15 protein-coding genes are annotated in these 19,248 nt (G+C 44.1%); 10 read left to right on the top strand and 5 right to left on the bottom strand.

Translation table 11 applies throughout. From position 1 onward, the window contains the following. Positions 1–25 precede the first annotated feature (25 nt). Positions 26–1,069: a bifunctional heptose 7-phosphate kinase/heptose 1-phosphate adenyltransferase gene (locus OSCIL6407_RS0101685; RefSeq protein ID WP_007358150.1), complete on the top strand. Its 1,044-nt coding sequence runs from the start codon at positions 26–28 to the stop codon at positions 1,067–1,069. 343 nt (positions 1,070–1,412) lie between these two features. Here the strand turns inward: OSCIL6407_RS0101685 and OSCIL6407_RS0101680 are convergent, their stop codons facing one another. From OSCIL6407_RS0101680 to OSCIL6407_RS36090, 5 genes are all read right to left on the bottom strand, one after another. Beyond that, the gene (locus OSCIL6407_RS0101680) at positions 1,413–3,122 is read right to left on the bottom strand and encodes a CapA family protein (protein WP_007358149.1); all 1,710 of its coding nucleotides are present in this window, start codon (positions 3,120–3,122) and stop codon (positions 1,413–1,415) included. 9 nt (positions 3,123–3,131) lie between these two features. Then, complete coding sequence (locus OSCIL6407_RS36095; protein ID WP_007358148.1) at positions 3,132–3,290, bottom strand: hypothetical protein; 159 nt, start codon at positions 3,288–3,290, stop codon at positions 3,132–3,134. Between the two features lie 54 nt (positions 3,291–3,344). Further along, on the bottom strand, positions 3,345–4,367 hold the full coding sequence (locus tag OSCIL6407_RS0101670; RefSeq protein ID WP_007358147.1) for a daunorubicin resistance protein DrrA family ABC transporter ATP-binding protein: 1,023 nt from the start codon (positions 4,365–4,367) through the stop codon (positions 3,345–3,347). Between the two features lie 162 nt (positions 4,368–4,529). Next, positions 4,530–4,718: a hypothetical protein gene (locus OSCIL6407_RS0101665; protein WP_007358145.1), complete on the bottom strand. Its 189-nt coding sequence runs from the start codon at positions 4,716–4,718 to the stop codon at positions 4,530–4,532. Between the two features lie 521 nt (positions 4,719–5,239). Next, on the bottom strand, positions 5,240–9,796 hold the full coding sequence (locus OSCIL6407_RS36090) for a PAS domain S-box protein (protein WP_019486854.1): 4,557 nt from the start codon (positions 9,794–9,796) through the stop codon (positions 5,240–5,242). Positions 9,797–10,270: 474 nt separating this feature from the next. On the opposite strand from OSCIL6407_RS36090, the gene OSCIL6407_RS36460 reads away from it, so the two are divergent. The 9 genes from OSCIL6407_RS36460 to mutT all read left to right on the top strand — a co-directional run bounded on the left by OSCIL6407_RS36460 (position 10,271) and on the right by mutT (position 18,990). Then, positions 10,271–10,414, top strand: a complete 144-nt coding sequence (locus OSCIL6407_RS36460) for a hypothetical protein (protein WP_234709918.1) — start codon at positions 10,271–10,273, stop codon at positions 10,412–10,414. Between the two features lie 224 nt (positions 10,415–10,638). After that, positions 10,639–13,245 (top strand): bifunctional aconitate hydratase 2/2-methylisocitrate dehydratase, encoded by a 2,607-nt coding sequence (acnB, locus tag OSCIL6407_RS0101650; protein ID WP_007357240.1) that lies wholly within the window; start codon positions 10,639–10,641, stop codon positions 13,243–13,245. Between the two features lie 61 nt (positions 13,246–13,306). Next, positions 13,307–13,672: a hypothetical protein gene (locus OSCIL6407_RS0101645; protein WP_007357241.1), complete on the top strand. Its 366-nt coding sequence runs from the start codon at positions 13,307–13,309 to the stop codon at positions 13,670–13,672. Between the two features lie 2 nt (positions 13,673–13,674). After that, positions 13,675–14,130 (top strand): DUF29 domain-containing protein, encoded by a 456-nt coding sequence (locus OSCIL6407_RS0101640; RefSeq protein ID WP_007357242.1) that lies wholly within the window; start codon positions 13,675–13,677, stop codon positions 14,128–14,130. Positions 14,131–14,283: 153 nt separating this feature from the next. After that, on the top strand, positions 14,284–15,270 hold the full coding sequence (locus OSCIL6407_RS35830) for a Swt1 family HEPN domain-containing protein (protein ID WP_007357243.1): 987 nt from the start codon (positions 14,284–14,286) through the stop codon (positions 15,268–15,270). A 176-nt stretch (positions 15,271–15,446) separates the two neighbouring features. After that, positions 15,447–16,382: a polysaccharide deacetylase family protein gene (locus OSCIL6407_RS0101630; RefSeq protein ID WP_007357245.1), complete on the top strand. Its 936-nt coding sequence runs from the start codon at positions 15,447–15,449 to the stop codon at positions 16,380–16,382. A 601-nt stretch (positions 16,383–16,983) separates the two neighbouring features. Continuing rightward, positions 16,984–17,943: an RNA polymerase sigma factor, RpoD/SigA family gene (locus OSCIL6407_RS0101625; RefSeq protein WP_007357246.1), complete on the top strand. Its 960-nt coding sequence runs from the start codon at positions 16,984–16,986 to the stop codon at positions 17,941–17,943. A gap of 188 nt (positions 17,944–18,131) precedes the next feature. Further along, the gene (locus tag OSCIL6407_RS0101620) at positions 18,132–18,476 is read left to right on the top strand and encodes a DUF760 domain-containing protein (RefSeq protein WP_007357247.1); all 345 of its coding nucleotides are present in this window, start codon (positions 18,132–18,134) and stop codon (positions 18,474–18,476) included. Positions 18,477–18,555: 79 nt separating this feature from the next. Further along, positions 18,556–18,990, top strand: a complete 435-nt coding sequence (gene mutT, locus OSCIL6407_RS0101615) for an 8-oxo-dGTP diphosphatase MutT (protein WP_007357248.1) — start codon at positions 18,556–18,558, stop codon at positions 18,988–18,990. Positions 18,991–19,248: the final 258 nt, after the last annotated feature.

Below are 19,248 nucleotides of genomic sequence, written 5' to 3'. Positions count from 1 at the left end.
CCACTGCCCAATGTTTCACTGAATAATGTCTTTAGATTCTTCATTTTTGGCTCAAGTGCGCGGCTCGGCTGAGCAATTGACACAACGATTGGATCGCTTTTCCCAGGCGCGAGTCTTAGTGGTGGGGGACTTAACTCTTGATGAATTTCTCACAGGCCAAGTCGAGCGCATTTCCCGCGAAGCGCCTGTCTTGATTCTGCGCCACGAAAATACTAGGCAATTGCCCGGAGGTGGCGCAAATGCTGTCTATAATCTTGCTAAACTGGCAGGCCAAGTTAAAGTTGCCGGTTTAGTGGGTAAAGATGACCAAGGACGGGCTTTATGCCGTATTTTTGAAGAGGCGGGAATTGATATTACTGGCATTTTGATCGATCCCAGCCGTCCGACTGTTACGAAAACTAGAATTTCTGGCCATGCTCGTCAGTCGGTGACTCAGCAAATTGTGAGAGTCGATCGCAAGTCGGATGAATTGCCCGATTTAGACTTACAGTTACAATTAGCAGAGTATATCCGCCAACAGTTGGATACTGTCGATGCTGTGGTTTGTTCAGATTACGGAGATGGTGTTTTGACTGCGGCGGTAATTGAAGCGGCGGTGTCTCACCCTAGAACTATTGTAGATGCTCAGACGGATTTGAATCGCTATGCGGGAGCGACTTTATTTACGCCTAATTTACCGGAAGCTGAGCAGGCGGTAGGATATGCAATTAAGAACTCTACAACTTTGGTGAATGCAGGGCGCGACCTTCTGAATTTAACTCAAGCTCAACAAATGTTGATTACTCGCGGCGAGGAGGGAATGAGCTTGTTTGAAAGGATGAAGGATGGAGAAATCTACCAGCAGGATGTCCCAGCTTTTAATCGGACGGATGTATTTGATGTAACGGGTGCTGGTGATACAGTGGTGGCAGCTTTGACTTTAGCCTTGTGTGTTGGTGCGTCTGGTTGGGAAGCTGCTGTTTTGGGTAATTTGGCCGCGAGTATTGTGGTACGTCAATTTGGTACGGCGACGACAACTATAGATGAGATGAAGGAAGCTTTGCGATCGCTCCTTAGTTTAGATTGTTAACGGTTAACTGTTAACTGTTAACTGTTAACAAATCTAATTGATAGCGTTGGATTTCGCTTTGCTTCACCTAACCTAAATTTTACTAGCAATTACTAATGATACTACACCCGGTTAAATATTTGTCATTGCGAGCCAAGCACAGCGCGTCAAGCGAAGCGCAGTTGCGAGGAACGAAGCAATCTGAGGAACGAAGCAAGCCCGAAGCAATCGCAAGGTGTTGGTATTGCTTCGCTCCGCTCGCAATGACAGATAGTAATTGCCGGACATGATATTACCAATTACCAATTACCAATTACCCATTACCCATTACCCATTACCCATTACCCATTACCCATTACCAATTTCATTTTTTCAAAATTTGCCCCTTCTCATCAATTTTCAATGGTGTATTAGGAAAATCACCTTTTGTTAATTCGCGAATTAGTCCCACGCTCCTAAAATTATTGTCAATAGCAGGTATCCCTTGCCCATTAAGCTGTACTGGGATAATCTTACCAGAAACAAAATCTCCTTTAGGGTTCATTTGTACTTGCAAAATCAACGATTCTCCAAGTTCTCCCGCAGTTGATAAGCTGCGATATCCCATAAAATTACCCAAAGAATAGGCGATTAATTTCCCTTTGTACAGTTCTAAAGCTCTAGCAACGTGAGGGCCATGTCCTAAAATTAAATCCGCACCGGCATCAATCATCGTCCGGGAAAATAACACCATATTCCCTCGATTTTCACCAAAGAAAAATTCATTGTGATTCCTAACCCTAAGAGCTCCCGTTCCCTCAGCTCCCGCATGAACAGATATTACTACGATATCCGCCTTTTTCTTCGCTTCTTTCACAATTGCTTCCCCCGCTTTCAGTTCTAGCAGGGAGTTGTGAACATCGCCATAGTTGCTGAAACCAATAAAGGCAACATTAACACCTTTGACATTCTTATAGACAATTTGACCTTTTTTACCAACAGCAGTCATGCCTGCACCGTCGATATTTTTAATCGTATCTTTAAATCCTTGCTCGTGAAAATCCCAGGAATGGTTATTGGCGACATTCAAAATATGAAAGCCCGCATCTTTCAACAGCTTGACATAGCTGGGAGGTGTGCGAAAGGCAAAAAGCATTCCACCACCGCCACCTTTAGAACTGTAACGATAGTCAGTTAATGTACTTTCAAAGTTGCCAAATAAAATATCTGCTCCTTGCAAGTATGGTTTGACTGACTTAAATAAAATCTTCTCGTCTTTGGGCAGTTTATTGTAAGGATAGTTGCTGCCAGGAATGATATCGCCAACGGCTTTGATAGTGATAGTTTCGGTTGTAAATTGTGCGTTTTTGGGAGATGGTAAAGTTACGTTTGAAACCTCAGTTACATTATTTGTTACTTGTGTAGTTGTTACAGGTTTTGTAATGGGTTTTAGGATTGGTTTAGCGGTCGCTTTTTGAGTAGGGCGTGGTACTGGAGAGGCGGATGTAGATGGGATTGGCTTTAAAGATACTATCTCGGAGGTAGTTAAAACGTTCCCTGGCGGTTGTTGAAGTTGAGAGGTGATCACGAAGCCGGATAAGGGGATGAGTACACTGCTAACGGAGCCTACTAGAAGCCAAGGATTTCCGGTTGTCCTTTTGGGTAATGGGTGACGGTTGACTGGGGGTTGGGGACTGGTGACTGGTGGCTGGTGACGGCTGACTGGTGATGGGTGACTGGTAACTGGGGACTGGTAACTGGGAATTTTTCCCCTCTCCTCTGTTCCCCTGCTCCCCAAGGGTTGTTTGAGTTCGACGATTTGAGTCCAACCGACTAGTTGCTGGTTGATTCGCCGCCCATAAACTTTGACATAGTAGATTTGAGCTGCTTCGAGGCGGAGTAATCCTTTAACGATGACTCGGATGCAGGCATCTTGGGGGGGGAGTTGTTCTGCTTCTAGTAATAGGTGCAGGCAAGTGTTTTGACGGGTGGCTTTGACGGCTATGCCTTTGGTTCCTAGTGCTTGACTGATTAGAAAGGCGATCGCAGTTGCGTCACCTTCTTTGGCTAATGTTAAAATCTCTTGCTGACTCACTCTCTTTCCTCACACCAACAGATAGAGTTTATTATTCAACATTTCATCAAAAAAAGAGCGATCGCCATAAATTTTATAGCAATCGCCAAAATAGTGAGGACGGATATCCTGAAGGCCGCCCTCTGAGGTAAAAATACCGCCCAGAGTGGGGTCTACATAAGTTATCAAAGAGACAAAGTTGACTCTTACTTCTTACTTCTTCCTTCTTCTTTCTTCCTCCAACTAAGACCGCATCGCTGCTTTTTGCTCGGCTTTCAAGTCCCGACTACTAGAAGCTTCTAACTCCGAATCTAAAAGCGTTCTCCCCGTCGCAGCTAAATAAACATCATCCAAACTAGGTCGAGATTGAGCAATTCCAAAAGTAGGAAGACCCGCATCTTTAATTACTTGCTGAATATTCAAAAGTGCATCGCTCTGAGGTGTTACCACTAAATTTAGGGAATTACCTTGAGCAGTATTCACGATCGCTTCTTGTACAAAAGGCAAAGATTGCAACAGAGATTTTGCTTTTTCGGCTTCCTCTATCGGCGAAAATTCCCGGATGCGGAGGGTAACGCGATCGCCACCTACTTTATCCTTCAATTCTTCGGGTGTACCCGCAGCAATCACCACACCTTTATCAATAATTGCTACTCTGTTCGCCAAAGCATCAACCTCTTCAAGATAATGGCTGGTAATCAATACTGTTGTCCCAGACTCGCGCAACTGTCGCAGGAAGTCCCAAACTACCACCCGGCTTTCTATATCGAGCCCGACTGTCGGTTCATCTAAAACTAAAACATCCGGTTGATGTAACAGTCCCGCAGCCAAATCCAGCCGTTTGCGGATACCACCGGAATAAGTGCCTGTCTTTTTATCCGCCCATTCCCCTAAACCGAGTAATGCGATCGCACGATCGATCCGATCTTTAATCATCGGCCGAGGCAAATGGTAGAGAGCCGCTTGCAATTGCAAAAGTTCGCGCCCCGTCAGCACCTTATCCAAAGCCACCTCTTGAGCAACATAGCCCAAGCGTTGTCTAGCCAATCTCGGCTGCTCTATAACTGAAATCCCGGATACCTCTAAACGTCCGCGATCGGGGGCTGTCAACGTACACAAAGCCCGTAGAGTAGTGGTTTTGCCTGCACCATTGGGGCCGAGCAAACCAAAAATCTCCCCCGGTTCCACCTGGAAGGAAACATCTTTGACGGCTTCAACAGTGCCGTACCGTTTCTGAAGATTCTGGATTAAAACGGCGGGAGCCATATATATAGGTCAATCTGAAACATTACTTTATATTTTAAATTATTCTTTGAGAATTTTAATCAGCGATCGCGCAGCTCAAAAACACGAAAATACTCAGCGGTTAGCCCTATCCGCTGATTCAATTTTATTTATCGTAATTATTATAAGTGAGGTTTTTCTAACTTAGTCGATAATCCTCACCCATCCACGCCGCACATTATATAACAGTCTGTTAATAATTGCGTGTTCGTCTTCATTGAGTCCACCACCTAAAAGTGCCGATCTGATTTGCTGGCGGTCATTGCGAGTAACCACGCTGGAAAACATGACTTGACCAAATAATTCTTCTAGTGTGAGCTGGGAAGTAGACATGACTTTTGGCTTCCTTTTTCGTGCAAGGGGTAGTTCTTAAAATAAGGAATGCTAGTAAATATACTGTGCCCTTTTTTCCAACCCAATTTTGTGATTGAAAACATTGCTAAATTGTGATTTTAGTCACAGTATTTGGCGATCCATCTCTTATTCAAATGCGATCCTGGTATTTTTTGTGTGTGATATTAATCACTTAAGCAGCAAATTTACATGAGGAATCAAGGGTTTGACAGGGATAATTACTTAAAATTGAATCGGATGAGGAACTTGTAGGTGGATGCACGAATAATCGCCGAAAATCTAAGTCTACTTAAAATTTGTACGTAGATGTACGGATAATCTCTTAAAATTTTAACTTTTAGTAGGATGGGTTAAGTGAGCAATGAGCAATGAGCGGTTAGGGGCTACGATGCTCAGGGCTAGGGGAAGAAGAGGAAGAAGAGAAGAGAATCAGCGAGTTTGGTGGAACTCAGAAGGTCTTAATCGCCTTGGCGACTGCTATAGCAATTAGCAATTAGCAATTAGCCATTACCAGTTAACATTTTTTGTAGAAACTCAGTTGCCGCCTCACTGTCCAGAGGTCTAGATAACAAATATCCCTGAGCGTGTTCGCATTCAAGTTGCTGGAGTTCCGCTAGTTGCTCTTTTGTTTCCACACCTTCTGCGATCACATCGAGCCCTAAATTATGAGCCAGCGTTACGATCGCGCGTACAATTTGCAGGGGACGACCACCCTCTGTACTCAAGCGACTGACAAAAGAACGGTCAATTTTGAGAGTATCAAGCGGGAAGCGGTGCAGATAACTTAAAGATGAATAACCCGTCCCAAAATCATCAATAGAAAGCCGAATATTTCTAGCTTTCAGTTGGGCGAGCATAGTGCTAGCTTTAGCGACATTTTCCACAATCACGCTTTCCGTAATTTCCAACTTTAAACTGCTGGGATCGCACCCAGTTTCTTGCAGAATTTCATCAATCTCCTCAAACAAATTCATTTGCCCCAACTGCTTACCTGAAAGATTCACACTCATAGTCAGTGGGTAATTAGTAATTGGTAATTGGTAATTGGTAATTGGTAATTGGTAATTAGAGAAATTTGGACTATCACATCTTCCTTCTTTCCTATTCCTTATTTCTTCTTCCTTCTTCCTTCTTCCTTCTTCCTTCTTCAATAGTTCTTGCCAAATACGCAACTGGCGGCAAGCTTCTCTCAAAACCCAAGCACCCAAAGGAATAATCAGACCAGTTTCTTCTGCTACGGGAATAAACTCAGCAGGTGAAACTAAACCTCTCGTTGGGTGTTGCCAGCGTACAAGCGCCTCAAAACCGCTAATTCTGCCAGTAGAAAGTGAAATAATTGGCTGATAATGTAGCAACAATTTAGTATGTGGATGACTACCATTGCTAAGAATTTTCGCTGCATTTCCCGAAGAGTTCTCCGATAGCCAAAGCGGTTTTGAATTGAGAATTGCCGAATTGCCCTTTGAGTATTGAACGTGCTCCGATAACTGAGAACTTTCTAAACCCAGATTTTGTGCCAAACTTGCCTGTTTTGGTAAAAAATGGGGTCTTCCAAGGGCAACTGCAATTTGACAACTTTCCTGAATCGCCCGCCGCAAGTCAGTTTCCAATTGCAACAGAGAAATAGTTTGATCGTGCATCGCTAAGTTAAAAACCTCATGGCGGGCCTTACCAAGGGCCTTGGCGCGATACATGGCAATGTCAGCGTCTCGCAGGAGATCTTCAGGATGGTTGTACATGGGGCAGTGCATATACTTCCAATCTTCTTCACTTGTTGAGGAAACTTCGCTTTGACTGAAGACAATACCGATGCTGACGGTGGTAAATACTTCGTGTCCTTCAAGGTTGAAGGGCTGGGCAAACTCGTGGTTGATCTTTTTGGCAATGATGGTAGCATCACCAAGACTTTGAATACCTTCTAGTAGGACAGTGAACTCGTCTCCCCCTAGTCTAGCGGCGGTATCAGAGGGGTGAAGACAGGAGGTAAGGCGGTGGGCGATCGCAATTAACAGTTGATCTCCTACACTATGACCTAGACTGTCATTGACGACTTTAAAGCGATCTAAATCTAAGAATAGGACAGCAAATTTATAATCTGGCTGTTGTTTGGAACGACGGATAGCTTGACCAACACGCTCAATAAATAGGGCACGGTTTGGCAGTTGAGTGAGAACATCGTGAAAGGCATCGTGGAGGAGTTGTTGTTGGGCGCGTTTGCGTTCTGTTATATCTCTGATGATAATTTGGGTTGCGACTTTCCCTTGGTAGGTAGCAGGTATACCTGCTATTTCCACATCGATTACTTTCCCGTCCAGTCTAATCATTTTTTGTTCGATCAGATTCGTTTTTTTGTTTTCTTCTTCTACTTGCTGAATGCGGACTCTAACTACTTCCAGATAGTCGCGGTGGACGAGGTTAAATATGGGAAATCCGATCAGTTCTTTCGCAGATTGAGCACCAACAAGTCTGGCTCCCGCCGCATTGATATAGACGATTTTATCTTCGCTATAGACGGCGATCGCTTCCGGGGAAAGTTCTACTAAACGGCGGTATCGCTCTTCGCTTTCTTGGAGAGAAGCGATTAGTTCTATGCGCTCTTTTTCTGCCTGCTGGCGTTCTATTTCTGTGTCGTGGGCAGCGAGAAATCTACCGATGCTTTGTGCCATCAGTTCGATGATTTCTGTTTCGCGGGCTTCAAAATTTTTGCTTCTTATTTGTGTTGAGGAGAAACTTAACACCCCGTAAATTTTACCGCTGACAAATATAGGCGTACCTATATAAGATTCCATGTTAAATCTTTGATATGCCGGGTGCGTTTGCATTTCCTCTATTTTACCTACATGGGCATAGGTAACAGTTTTCTTAGTTTTTATCGGTGCTGAACAATAAGTATCTTTTAATTCCGATTCCAAGCCAGGAACAAAACATTCAATATCAGATTTAACAGAACGGATAATGCAGCGTTCGCCTTCAATTTGATTGATGACACCTGTAGAAAGCCCAAATATTTCGCATCCTGCCAACAGGTAATCGGCAAATAGCTCTTCAAAATTTTGATAGTTGTAAGTTGTAATCCGGTGAAGCTGTTTGAGATTGGCGCTAAAAGTTGCTAAAGTTTGGGACTTTAAAAATAATTCTTCTTCCGATCGTTTGCGATCGGTGATGTCGGTTTGAATGCCGACAAAGTGGGTGAGATGTCGCCGCGTGTTGTACACGGGTGAAATAGAAAGTTCGTTCCAAAAAGGAGTGCCATCTTTACGATAGTTTTTCAAGACGACCTGACATTCTTTGCCTTCGTTAAGGGCTGTTCGCACTTCCTTAAGAGCTGGTTGATTTCTATCAGCACGTTGCAAAATTCGGCAATTTTTACCGAGAATTTCGTCTCGCTGATAGCCTGTCATCCGCTCGAAACTGGGGTTGACATAAATCGTGGGGTTGTCTGACTGTGTTGCGTCGGTAATGATAATGCCGTTGCTGCTGGAAGCGATCGCGCGTTCCATTAGTTGTAGGCGCTCTTCCGATCGCGATCGCTCGATGGCTGCTGCTAGTACATTCGCGATCGCTTCGAGGAAGTGGACATCATCTTGACTAAATTGCCGCCGCCGCTTGGTGTGAGCGCTCAGCACACCCCAAGCGGGGGATGGGGGGGATGAGGAAGATGAGGGGGATGGGGAAGATGGGGAGGATGGGGAAGATGGGGGAGATGAGGAGGATGGGGAGGATGGGGAGGATGGGGAGGATTTACCTCCGTTATTCCTTTCAGGCCAAATCTCCCCCTCTCCCCCGCTCCCCCGTTCCCCTCGCGCCAAATCTTCTCTGCTCCAATTTCCGGGGATAATGACGGAAACACCGCTGACGACGCGGTGATTGTGTAACAGAGGTGCACCGCTGAAGCGGGTCTCTAAGCGCACGTCTTCCACAATTACCGACTCACCAGCAAGCAAAGTATAACCCGCCTGAGACTTCGTGGAAGCACTGACTGTGGCGTTGCCCACTAAGCCTGGTTGCCATCCCTCTCCTGCTCGTAGTAGGAAAGCGTGTCCGCCGGGGAGTAATTCTAAAAGTTTGCAATATTCTACATTCAGCGTTTGAGCAACTAGAACTACAGCTTTGTCCATCAGTGCCGATAAATCGCTCTCCATCAAGGCCTGTTGCCCCAAGTAAGCGACGGCGGCTTGCTGGCGGGCTCGCGAGTGTATGGATGCGAGTAATTCTTGCTCTACTGTTTCCGAGCGTTTGACTAAGGTGATGTCGCGGCTAATCGCCATTGCGCCCACCGCCTTGCCAAATTCATCGGCAACTATGACTACGGTGGTTTCGCATACGCCGTCACTGCCATCTTTGCGGGTGAAGTTAATTGTTCCCGACCAGCGACCTGAATTTCTTAGACTGTATAGAATCTCGTGGGTTAGCGCTGTCGCCTGTTCTGAGGAGGAGTGAAAAATCTCTGTACTTTTACCGATTACTTCGGCTTTGGTATAGCCAAAAATGCGCTCTGCTGCGGGGTTCCAGTCGATGATTCTACCAACAGTGTCGGCGATCGCTACTGCGTCGTAGATATTCTCGAAGGTGAGGGCCTGTCGCCGCAGTGCTTCTTGAGCTCTTTTGCGATCGGTGATATCGGAGAATATAGATAATATCACTGATTCTCCCTCCAAAGTCAGCGGTCGCATTGATACTGATGCCCAAAAGACTGTCTCGTCAGTCTTTTTGAGCTGCACTTCTGCCTCGCGGACGTAACCTTGGTTTTCGAGCTCTGCCAGTAAAAGTTGGCGATCGGCTGGCTCGCAGTAAAATTCAGGTAATTTTCGGCCGATTAGCTCTGTGGAGAGCGATCCAAAAGTGAGGCCAAAAAGATCGTTGCAATATAGAATAGCTGCATCGCTAGTGCGACTAACTGCGAGGGGTAATGGAGCGGTTGGGGCGATCGCACCCAAAAGTTCTTTGGTTTCTTGCAACGCCACTTCCATTTCCTGCCTTAAGGCGCAACCCAGGCATTGTTCCACGATTGAGTGATTTAGTTTTTGATTGATAAATTCTAATTTTCTGTTGTACACATCTGGGCTCCTGCACCCTTTTTCAAATTATTCTAGCTATAACAATTCAACGATCCCTGATGCTGACGAAGAGAATATTGTTCGATCCCTGTATTTTATATTACATTTTTTGGCTTGAGTAATAAACGTTTTGTTACTAAAATTTAACGGAGAATATTATTCCGTGACTTTAACAGGGCTAAAAGAAGACTCTTCCTAGCTCTATTCCCAGAATGAAAATTTAAGCAAGCCCCCTTGGTACTATTTTTTTCTGCTCTTGGGTGATGTTACAAACCATAATAAATTTATGTATACGTATAAGTCCTCTCATCCCTGAAATCATAGTCTAGTGTACCCCTAAGTTGCGAAAGATTCTCAATAAAGTCAAGATAGTTTAGAGTAGGGCAAGGGGATAAGAAAGACAGGAAAAGAAAATAGGGGAAGTAAACCCTATTGCTGTCTAAGCAAAAAACTATATCAAAAAATGTAGTAAATTTGACATTTTTTATTTCCAAGCAGCGCCGCTCTACCACTCGCGATCGCACAGATCGCCATATTGCCCTCGCCTTGGCAGTTTGGGGCAAATCTCGCATAAGTATTGAAATCCACTGTTTTTTTAGTTGCGTTAAGTTTTTATAAGGGTGAGGGCTTTTTGCAAGTTGGGAAGGTAAGCTTCCCGATCTATAGCAACCGCTTTCAGCGGTTAGGGGCTACGATGCTCAGGAAAGAAGGGAAAGAAGAGGTAGAAGAGAATAGAATTAACGGTTTGAGGAAACTAGAATGTCCTAACCACCTTGACGGTTGCTATACAAGCGAAAATCGCCCATTGAAAGTCGAAAATGCCATCTTGAGGAGACGAAATTATGCTAGAATCTTACCGCGCACATACGGCCGAGCGGGCAGCAATGGGAATTCCGCCGCTACCGCTGAATGCTCAGCAAACCTCTGAACTTTGCGAACTGCTAAAAAATCCGCCCGCAGGCGAGGAAGAGGCGTTAGTAGAGATGCTGCGCGATCGCGTGCCACCGGGAGTAGACGGGGCCGCTTATGTGAAAGCTGGATTTTTAACTGCGATCGCCAAAGGCGAAATTCACAGCCCGTTAATTGCGCCCCAGTGGGCAGTTTACCTGCTAGGAACGATGCTAGGCGGCTATAACGTGCAATCTTTAATTAGCTTGCTATCCTCTAACGAACCTGCAATGGCAGCCTCGGCAGCAGCAGCGCTAAGTAAAACCCTGTTAGTATTTGATGCTTTCCACGATGTACTGAATTTATCGGAGATCAATCCCTACGCTAAGCAGGTAATGGATTCTTGGGCAAATGCCGAGTGGTTCACCTGTCGGCCAGTTTTGCCAGAAAGGATTACTGTTAGCGTGTTCAAGGTTCCGGGCGAAACCAACACCGATGACCTGTCCCCTGCGACTCATGCTACCACGCGGCCGGACATTCCGCTACACGCTTTGGCAATGCTGGAAACGCGGCTACCGGGCTCGTTAAGTGCGATCGCAGCATTGAAGCAAAAAGGGCATCCCGTCGCATATATCGGCGATGTTGTCGGTACGGGTTCCTCGCGGAAATCTGCGATTAATTCCGTGCTCTGGCATATCGGTAATGATATTCCTTTCGTACCGAATAAGCGGAATGGGGGATATATTTTAGGTACTGCGATCGCACCTATTTTCTTCAACACCGCCGAAGATTCCGGCGCATTACCCATCGAATGCGATGTTAGTAAAATGGAAACAGGAATGGTAATTACCATCCATCCCTACAAAGGCGAAATTACTAACGAAGCTGGCGAAATTATTTCCACATTCAACCTCAAACCTGACACCATCTTAGATGAAGTTCGTGCTGGCGGCCGCATTCCTTTACTAATTGGTCGCACTCTCACCGATAAAACCCGCGAAGCTTTAGGATTAGGAACAAGCACAATCTTTACCCGCCCCCAACCACCCGCAGATACGGGCAAAGGTTACACTTTAGCTCAAAAAATGGTAGGCAAAGCCTGTGGTTTACCAGGTGTTCGTCCCGGCACTCCCTGCGAACCAATTATGACAACAGTTGGCTCTCAAGATACCACAGGGCCGATGACCAGAGACGAGTTAAAAGAACTAGCTTGTTTGGGATTTAGTGCCGATTTAGTAATGCAAAGTTTCTGTCACACCGCTGCTTATCCCAAACCAGTCGATGTCAAAACTCACCAAGAATTACCCGATTTTATTGCTGAACGTGGCGGCGTAGCTTTACGGCCAGGAGATGGGATTATTCACTCTTGGCTAAACCGAATGTTGTTACCAGATACAGTGGGAACTGGCGGCGATTCTCACACCCGTTTTCCTCTAGGAATTTCCTTTCCTGCCGGTTCGGGTTTAGTTGCCTTTGCAGCAGCTTTGGGTGTCATGCCTTTGGATATGCCGGAATCAGTTTTAGTCCGGTTTAAAGGTGAATTACAGCCCGGAGTAACCCTGCGGGATGTGGTCAATGCAATTCCTTATATTGCCATTCAAAAAGGCTTGTTAACTGTCGATAAACAGAACAAGAAAAATGTCTTTTCTGGGCGAATCATGGAAATCGAAGGTTTGCCCGATTTGAAAGTTGAGCAGGCTTTTGAATTGACAGACGCATCAGCAGAACGTTCTTGTGCTGGTTGCACAATTAAGTTGAGCGTAGAGACGGTTTCCGAGTATTTACGCTCTAATATTGCCCTGTTAAAAAATATGGTAGCGCGGGGCTATGTAGATGCTCGGACTATGATGCGCCGCGTGGCAAAAATGGAACAATGGTTAGCAAATCCGGTGTTAATGGAAGCCGATACTGATGCCGAGTATGTTGAAATCGTTGACATTGATTTGAATGAGATTAAAGAACCGATTGTGGCGGCTCCCAATGACCCAGATAATGTTAAGTTATTGAGCGAAGTAGTGGGCGATAAAATTGATGAGGTATTTGTCGGCTCTTGCATGACAAATATCGGTCATTATCGAGCAACTGCAAAGGTATTAGAAGGGGAAGCTGTAGTTAAGACCCGGTTGTGGATTTGTCCGCCAACGCGGATGGATGAATACCAGTTGAAACAGGAGGGAATTTACACCACTTTCGAGGCTGCTGGTGCGCGAACTGAGATGCCAGGATGTAGTCTGTGTATGGGCAATCAAGCACGAGTTAATGATGGGGCAACGGTGTTTTCTACTTCAACTCGGAACTTCAATAATCGTATGGGTAAGGATGCAAGAGTTTATCTGGGTTCTGCGGAATTAGCTGCTGTTTGTGCGATGTTAGGACGGATGCCAAGCGTGCAAGAATATATGGACATTGTGGGTAAGAAGATTGAGCCTTTTGCTAGCGATCTGTATCAGTATTTGAACTTCGATCAGATTACTGGCTTTGAGGATGAAGGGCGGGTAATTGCTTTAGAAGATATGCCTCGAATTGAGGATATTTTGGGGATGCCTGCGGCGGTGAGGTAAGATGTAGTAGGTGGGCTACAAGCCCACCCGATAAATTATTGAGATGACAAAGGAGGTAATTATGTCTGAACAAGTTGTAAGTAGTGAAAATCAAGCACCTGAAACTGCTGATTCTGAACCTAGAATTGGTGCAGAATTTGTCGAGTTGTTGCAGGAGATTCAGGAAACTCCCAGGGAATATTTGCCGAATTTACTTCAGACGATCAGATTGTTTAAAGAAACTGTGACAATGAAGCCAAGAGTGTCAGAAAAGTCTGATAAAATTGATATTACTAAACTGTCGCTAGAGGAGAGGATAGAGAGGAATCAAGCTGCGATCGCTTTAATCAATTCATGGGTAGATGAGGGAGATGAAGAAGAACAAACTGAAACTTGGGAATATCTCTGTCAAGCTATCATTAACCCTAGCAGAAGTCAAGGAAATTAGTTATGATTAGTCAATCTGTCAAAACCGAAAATAATCTTTATGAAGAAGACTTTTATCTATGGATACAAGCTACTGCTGAACATTTAAAAGAAGGCAATTTTGATCGGATAGATATTCCGAATTTAGTTGAAGAAATCGAAAGTATGGGCAGAAGTGAAAAACGAGAATTAAAAAGTCGTTTAGTTGTGCTTTTAATGCACTTACTCAAATGGGAATATCAACCAGAGAAACGCAGTCAGAGTTGGCGTAGTACCATCACCGAGCAGCGTATTTGTATTGAAGGATTGCTAGAAGACAGTCCAAGTTTACAACCTTTAATTTTAGAAGTGTTTGATGAGTGTTATGGAAAAGCTCGTCAGAAAGCTGCTGAGGAAACAGGGATTAAGTTAAACTTTTTTCCGAAGGAATCGCCTTTTACTATGGAAGAAGCTTTGAAAGTAAGTTTTTTAGGTGAATAAGTTAAAAGGGATAAGCTAAGCCACTTTATTGTTAGGGAATGCGGGAGCGAGTAAAGTTGCTACTACGAAGGAGGGGGTAAGACATCCGATAGAGTTTCAGAAATCGTCCATAATTATTAATGTCAAGTTAAATCTTAGATCGTAAATTCTAATATGGCTATTACCAATCACGAACAAGTTGGCAGAGCTTTAAAGCTTTTAGGTAAGGGATTATACCCTTATATTGAACGAGAAATGAAGCGCGTTTACAAAGAAGGTTGGCTAACAGAGGCCAAATCTTCCCTCAATGACGATTACAAGAAGCGAGACTTAGCAAAAAATCTGCGCGAGGATGTTCATCCTTTATTAGCACTCATGTTAAAACAGTGGGAGAAAGTATTTAAAGAAAATCTCGGTCACGCTGGTCGTGCTTTAGTGAGTGAACTCCACGAAACTAGAAATAATTGGGTACATCAATCTCCATTCTTTACAGATGATGCTTATCGTACTCTAGATAGTATTGCCAGACTTCTCAAAAACATCTCTGCACCAGAGGCAGATATAGTAGAAATAGAAAAACAAAAGCAAGAAGTTCTAATCATTCTTTCTAAAGAGCAAGCGCGTTACGAGGTGAGTCACCCTTCTGTATCTTCTGCTGAAGAATCCAGAATTAGAGAGAAATTAGCTGAAATACTAAAACTACTGCCTTTTCAGAATGCTTGTCTTCTAAATACTGCACTTACCCACCGCTCATATTTTTACGAAAATCCTAAATATGTAAGAGAAGACAATGAGCGTTTAGAATTTTTAGGTGATGCAGTTTTTCTCGATTCTGGTATTGATTCAGTTCGTGAGTTTATCGAACCATTATTTGAGAAGGCAATTAAAGAACCTGCTGCTTTTAACTTTAATCTAGAATCTAAAAACTTTGTAGACTCTAAAAATCGCTTTCAAGAATGGGTACAAGCAAACAGTGACAATACTCCTCCTAAATATGTGACAATCCACGCCGGAGGAGCGCCGCACAAGCCAGAATATCTCGCTAAAGTTTATGTCGGTGAAAAACTATACGGAGAAGGTAAAGGTAGCAGCAAAAAAGAGGCTGAAAAAAATGCCGCAGAAGATGCACTTGCTAGGCTAAAAAAACGCGGACTCATCTAAAAGCACTTAATGAATATCATATTTCTAATCCGCCATTCCATGAATAGATTAATATTTTTGGAACTTGGCCCTTTAGTTACATAAGTTAAACTAATTAGTAAAAATTTTCCGATTATTGCTGAATCTGTCCCCAACAATGGTAAAGATTAATAGGAAACGAACAGCGGAGGATACAGATGAATCAGCGAAAGAAAAGGCTAAGAGGTAGAAAAGTTGTAGGGAAATTGCACTTTTATCTGAGCCACAAAGCCAAATTACTATATATTTTATTAATATTTTTACTGAGTTTAGCTATATCTGGTTCTAGTGTAGACACTAATGGAGTCAGGATTCCAATTTTAGGTTTTCACGACATTATAGATACTCAAAACCCTACTGAAAACCCACCTCATCGATTCGCCTTTACTAATGACTACACTAAGCAAGATTTAGCAAAAATTTTAGAATACCTGGTTCAGGAAAAATTTTGGTTTCTATCCTCTCAGGATCTTTTTGTATATTTTATCAACAAATCTAAGCCGATACCAATTCAACATATCGGTCAAAAGCCAATTATGCTAACTTTTGACGATGGTTATAAAGGCGTTCATACAAATGGTCTACCTATTTTAGAAAATCTGGAAAAAATTTATAGGGAAAAGGTCAAGTTTGTTTTATTTATTAATCCTAGATTTCTGTGGGTTGATAATGGTGGTGATTATTTGCCTCATACTACTTGTAGCGATTTACGAGAAGGATATCAAAAGGGATTTTATGACATTCAGTCTCATGGATTTAATCACAAAGATTTAGCAAAGATATCGGGTAAAGATTTAGAATTTGAACTCGCAGCCGCTAAATTAGCTTTAAGAAAATGTATGAAGGATTTAGATAAAAATAAAATTGTGAGCGCTCATGTCGCTTATCCCTTTGGTTCAACAAATAGAAAGGTGGAAAAGCTTTTGCCTAAATACTACTTAAGTGGATTTTTATATGATAACAGTTTACTGAGAATAAATTGGTTTACAAATCAATACCGAATCTCTCGAATAACGGTTAATAAGACAATATCAACTAAAAAGCTGATAGCGATCGCGAACAGAGCGTCTACTCTAAAAGGTAAGAAGTGGTAAGTACAAAGCAAAGGCTACTAATCAGACTATTAAATCATCCTAGTTTTTTTGACAAAATTACCAGTATGTGATAAAGGCTGCAAATCAGAGAATCGATCGTACTCAGCTATAGTAACCGACAAGGTGGTGAGGACATTTTAGTTTCCTCAAACCCTTAACTCTATTCCCTTCTTCCTCTTCTTCCTCTTCTTCCTCTTCTTCCCCTAGCCCCTAGCCCCTAGCCCCTAGTCCCTAACCGCTGAAAGCGGTTGCTTACATCTACCCATTACATCTTTCTTTAGGAATGGGAGTTAAGAAGGAGCCACTGGGTAAAATTTATCTATATTCACTCCGACTTACCCCTGAACCTTATTCTTGGGGAGGTATATACACGGACTCTCAGAAATGTTAATATTTTTAACATAATATTGAGCGGTATTAAGACTCCAACCAGAATCTAACCTGGAATGGGGCGACTCTTAGTAGCACGTAGCTACTATAAAAACCAGGCGTGTGTAAACGCAAGGAAAGCGTAAGTCCCCGCCCGCTTTCCTTCCCAGCTAAGACTAGGGGTTTGCTTGCTCAACCCTCTAGCGGCTGAGGTACCCAGCGGGAAATCCTTATGAAACCTCCTAAGTCCTCAGACACAGATTCAGTACGCGCTTACTTACGAGAAATTGGCCGCGTTCCCCTGCTGACCCATGAGCAAGAAATTCTCTATGGAAAGCAGGTTCAGCGAACGACAGCCTTGCACGAGGCGAAAAATGCTCTAGCTTTGGAGTTAGGTCGCGATCCCACTAGAACAGAATGGGCCGAAGCTGCTGGGCTGTCTGAGACTGAATTGCAGCGGACAATCCACGCCGGAGAAAGGGCGAAGCGGATGATGGTGGAAGCCAATCTGCGGCTAGTGGTGTCTGTTGCCAAGAAGTATATCAAGCGCAACGTAGACCTTTTAGATTTGATTCAGGAAGGTACGATCGGGATGCAGCGGGGGGTAGAAAAATTTGACCCAACCAAAGGCTACCGATTTTCTACCTATGCTTACTGGTGGATTCGCCAGGCGATTACCCGCGCGATCGCAGAAAAGGGACGTACTATCCGCCTCCCCATCCACATTACTGAAAAGCTAAACAAAATTAAAAAAGCCCAACGCTACCTAGCCCAAAAACTAGGACGGGCGGCCACTGCCAACGAATTAGCAGCAGAATTAGAGTTAACCCCCAAGCAGATTCGGGAATATTTGGAACGGGCTCGCCTACCCTTATCCCTAGATTTGCGAGTGGGAGATAACCAAGATACAGAATTAGGGGACTTGTTGGAAGATACTGGTGCATCTCCAGAAGATTTTGCCCTCCAAGCCTCCCTGCGGGCCGACCTCGAAATGCTGATGGCCGATCTGACGCAGCAGCAACGGGAAGTGCTCGCCTTAAGGTTCGGTTTGGAAGACGGTCAAACCTTAACGCTGTCAAAAATAGGCGATCGCCTCAATATTAGCCGCGAACGAGTGCGGCAGATCGAGCGCGAAGCCTTAACCAAACTGCGGAAGCGAAAACAAGACATGGACGATTATCTGGCTAGCTAAGGCCTTAAGCTCAAATCGTAAGACCCGCCGTCCTTAGTTCGGTTCCGCCCACTTGGATATTGCTGCCATCCTGCTAGATTAGTAAGTAGCTCGTAAATAGAAAAGATCGGCAGCAATCTGATTGAAGTTATGGACATCAATCATGTCAGATTTAACAAAAAACGCTGTCCCTGAAACGGAGGTACAAGGTGAGTAATACATCCAATCGAACACCGGACTTATTTGACGAAAACGGAGAAGGAGCAAATTTACTCTGGCAATACGTGCAGTCTATGGCTCCAGATACAGTCTCCCAACTCTCTAAGCCTACCTCTACTGAAGTTTTTCAGGTGATGGAGCGCAACATTGTCGGGTTGTTGGGCAATCTCCCCTCGGAACACTTCGGCGTGACTGTCACCACGAACCGCGAGCATTTGGGCAGATTGCTAGCCTCAGCGATGATTAGTGGCTACTTTCTCAGAAACGCTGAACAGCGGATGGCTTTTGAAAAGTCTTTGCAATCCAGCGAGAGGCATACATCCGATCGCGGTTAATAGTTAACAGTTAACGGTTAACGGTTAACTATTACCAGTTAACGGTTAACGGTTAACTATTAACTGTTTTTTATTACCTATGACCAAAACTTCAACTGCTTTACCTCACAAGTTTATTGGCGTTGCCGTCATCTGGAATCAAGAGAGAAAAATTTTAATTGACAAACGCCGCCAAGGTGGATTACTAGGCGGTCTATGGGAGTTTCCAGGGGGTAAATTAGAGGCGGGCGAGACTCTGGAAGCTTGCATTAAAAGAGAAATTATGGAGGAATTGGGGATAGTTATCGAAGTGGAGGATCACTTAATCACAATCGATCACACCTACGCTCATTTTCGCGTTACTCTTAATGCTTATCACTGCCGTCACACCAGCGGTGAACCCCAGTTAATTGAATGCGATGAGATTCGGTGGGTGACACTGGACGAAATAGACCAGTTTCCCTTTCCTAAAGCTAACGAACAAATCATTGCTGCTCTCCGCGTTAATTATAAGGGGCTAGGGGCTAGGGGCTAGGGGCTAGGGGCTAGGGGCTAGGGGAAGATAGGAAGAGGGGGAATGGGGAAGAGGGGGAGGATGGGTAATTAGCAATTAGCAATTAGCAATTAGCAATTAGCAATTAGCAATTAGCAATTAGCAATTAGCAATTAGCAATTAGCCATTATTAGGACTTGTGCTCATGGCTCCAGAAACCGGGTTTTTGAGAGAATCTGTGGGTAAGGCGAAGTATTTTTGTCAAAAAACCCGGTTTCTTTGGTGGGTGCGTAATATCCC

This window comes from Kamptonema formosum PCC 6407, assembly GCF_000332155.1.
GTDB lineage: Bacteria > Cyanobacteriota > Cyanobacteriia > Cyanobacteriales > Microcoleaceae > Kamptonema > Kamptonema formosum.
The sequence above is the reverse complement of the archived record's forward strand: the minus strand, read 5'-3'. Positions and strand labels throughout refer to the sequence as shown.

Excerpts from the sequence above, each read along its gene's own strand:
- OSCIL6407_RS0101685 (WP_007358150.1), top strand. The coding sequence starts at position 26 with ATGTCTTTAGATTCTTCATTTTTGGCTCAAGTGCGCGGCTCGGCTGAG.
- OSCIL6407_RS0101670 (WP_007358147.1), bottom strand. The coding sequence starts at position 4,367 with ATGGCTCCCGCCGTTTTAATCCAGAATCTTCAGAAACGGTACGGCACT.
- OSCIL6407_RS0101665 (WP_007358145.1), bottom strand. The coding sequence starts at position 4,718 with ATGTCTACTTCCCAGCTCACACTAGAAGAATTATTTGGTCAAGTCATG.
- acnB (WP_007357240.1), top strand. The coding sequence starts at position 10,639 with ATGCTAGAATCTTACCGCGCACATACGGCCGAGCGGGCAGCAATGGGA.
- OSCIL6407_RS0101645 (WP_007357241.1), top strand. The coding sequence starts at position 13,307 with ATGTCTGAACAAGTTGTAAGTAGTGAAAATCAAGCACCTGAAACTGCT.
- OSCIL6407_RS0101640 (WP_007357242.1), top strand. The coding sequence starts at position 13,675 with ATGATTAGTCAATCTGTCAAAACCGAAAATAATCTTTATGAAGAAGAC.
- OSCIL6407_RS35830 (WP_007357243.1), top strand. The coding sequence starts at position 14,284 with ATGGCTATTACCAATCACGAACAAGTTGGCAGAGCTTTAAAGCTTTTA.
- OSCIL6407_RS0101630 (WP_007357245.1), top strand. The coding sequence starts at position 15,447 with ATGAATCAGCGAAAGAAAAGGCTAAGAGGTAGAAAAGTTGTAGGGAAA.
- OSCIL6407_RS0101625 (WP_007357246.1), top strand. The coding sequence starts at position 16,984 with ATGAAACCTCCTAAGTCCTCAGACACAGATTCAGTACGCGCTTACTTA.
- mutT (WP_007357248.1), top strand. The coding sequence starts at position 18,556 with ATGACCAAAACTTCAACTGCTTTACCTCACAAGTTTATTGGCGTTGCC.